The organism is Burkholderia sp. BCC1047, assembly GCF_902833155.1.
GTDB lineage: Bacteria > Pseudomonadota > Gammaproteobacteria > Burkholderiales > Burkholderiaceae > Burkholderia > Burkholderia sola.
Window position 1 is genome coordinate 1 of record NZ_CADFEH010000075.1, and the last position, 2283, is coordinate 2283.

General features: G+C 60.5%; 1 protein-coding gene and 3 tRNA genes. All 4 read right to left on the minus strand.

What is annotated here, in order from left to right; translation table 11 throughout:
• Positions 1 to 107 (minus strand): GTP-binding protein (locus tag HWX55_RS35825; RefSeq protein ID WP_033477657.1); only part of this gene is annotated, 107 nt, incomplete at its 3' end.
• A gap of 66 nt (positions 108 to 173) precedes the next feature.
• A tRNA-Thr gene (locus HWX55_RS35830) sits at positions 174 to 248 on the minus strand.
• A 22-nt stretch (positions 249 to 270) separates the two neighbouring features.
• A tRNA-Gly gene (locus HWX55_RS35835) sits at positions 271 to 344 on the minus strand.
• Between the two features lie 43 nt (positions 345 to 387).
• Positions 388 to 473, minus strand: a tRNA-Tyr gene (locus tag HWX55_RS35840).
• Positions 474 to 2283: the final 1810 nt, after the last annotated feature.

The window sequence follows — 2283 nt, forward strand, 5'->3', positions numbered from 1 at the left end:
AGAACCGTCGTGATCGCTGCCGTCAGCGTCGTCTTGCCGTGGTCAACGTGACCAATCGTACCAACGTTCACGTGCGGCTTGGTCCGCTCAAATTTACCCTTGGCCATTTTCGACTCCCAGAAGGAATTTCACAGGTTGCGCCGCGCGCAAACAAGACACTGACTTTTTACTGCTGGTGCCCATGGGCAGGATCGAACTGCCGACCTCTCCCTTACCAAGGGAGTGCTCTACCACTGAGCCACATGGGCGCTACGCTTCAACTTAGCGGTCTGGAGCGGGTGAAGGGAATCGAACCCTCGTCGTAAGCTTGGAAGGCTTCTGCTCTACCATTGAGCTACACCCGCACGGGCCACTAACGATTCCTTGCCGCTCACTGCGCTGATATCTTGGTGGAGGAGGTTGGATTCGAACCAACGTAGGCGTAAGCCAACAGATTTACAGTCTGCCCCCTTTAGCCACTCGGGCACCCCTCCGTAGAGAACTGACGATTATGGGGGTGCATCGCACTCCTGTCAAGCATATCTGGAAGATTATTTTCACTCTCTTCCCGACTTCCGCTTCCCACCGATCCCCGCTCTCGCCCGGCTAAGGCAAGCGCGAGATGTTGCCGACCGGCGCCACATCTTCGTCAGACTCCGCCTTCAACGCTGATCTGCATCTGCGCTAAAAACGAAAGACCGCCATCATACGATCTCTTTCGCATAATGCCAAGCGGGTAGACACAAAATTTCGGCAAATATCGTGCCGGGCGGGTTTGGTGAGCCGGCTGTGGTTGCTCGCGGGAGGGTTGGTGGTGCTTCCGGCGCGCAATCGAGGTCCGGCAGCCGGTGCCGCGGACCACTTGGTGGTCATTTGCTGCGGGCGCCGTGTACGGGCGGGCGTCCTTCTCGCGGTTGCAGCGGGTCAGCCCCATCACCGAATTCGGCCACAGCCGTGTTCGACGGCTTCATGGGAACGCACGATACTCGTCTGGAGCCGCTCTCCCACACCGGCACAAGGCTCCATGCGCCCGCTTGCTCTGTAACGACATTCTTCGTGGTTGCAGCTGCACCTGCCACGCTGCGGCAAGGGCCCGGCGCCGCACGCGGCCGATCAGGAAGATCCGACTGCAGGCCTGGCTGATGGCTTCTCCGCGGAGTCCGGGAGGGATGCTCGGCGCTTGGGGCGCATCAGCAGTCGAAGACCGCACTCGAAGCCGAGTGCGCGGGTTGGGCGCCCATCGGCTAGCGCGCGCACAACGGATGAATCGGCACGCGCTGGTCCGACGATGTCCCCCAGGATAAATCCGGCGATTCTGCGGGCCCTGCGATGCTTACAGCCGCTACTCGGCGACGACGTGCGTGGAGGTCCAACCGTCCCCATAACCTTCCTGCCACCGCATCGAGTGGTCCTCATGCTCGGCGGCCCTACGCCCCTTCGTGGAAGGCGCCTAACGCCACCGGCCGGCTTATCGCAGCGAATCTTCGCGTACAGTCGATATCGCTACTGCTCGTGCCGCGCCCGCCTGGCCCAGCTGAACACGAATATCCGCGCCGATTCGATGCAGGCGCCTTCGCCGTACTTCACGCCTCCGAAGTCGTTATAAAACCGATATATGGCGCCAGAGCGTCGACATCTAACGTGCGCTGTCCGGCAATGCTCAAGCTGACGCGCGATCATAGCTAGAACGCGGTACACCAGCTAACCTGCCGGAGGCTCTCCGTTCGGCGGTCCGAATACGAGACGCGCCGAACACGCGCCAAGCGTCGGCGCAGTCAGCACATGGCCCCGCCGGTGGGGGAACAGCGCGACCGCCTGGGAGGTGCAGCCTATTCGCTCATCGAGGAAATTTGGGCGTTACAGGACGGTCAACGAATGGGCGTCGAAAGAAATTGCGCCGTTTTTTGATCTCGTCCGGCCCGCTACACACACGGCGCTGGCGGCCCCTCGGTCGGATCTCGTTGATCAAAAATGGAGTAGACGAGGTAGCGGGCTGGAGGAAGGGGAAAGCGGGGCCGCGCAATCGCGCTTGTCGATACGTTGCGGGGAGCGAAGTGAGGGCTTGATCGAAGATATGATCAATAATCGGCGGAATCGCTGGAGATGGAAGCGATTGAGGCAGTTGGACGCTGCAATGGTTTGCGGCAGAGGAGCCCGGCGTACGTAGCCTCGGTAACACCTCACCACATGCTTTTTGGGACACCGAAATGCAAAAACCCCCGCCTGGTCGGGCGGGGGTTTCTGGCTTAAGGAGCCTGACGATTACCTACTTTCACACGGGAATCCGCACTATCATCGGCGTAG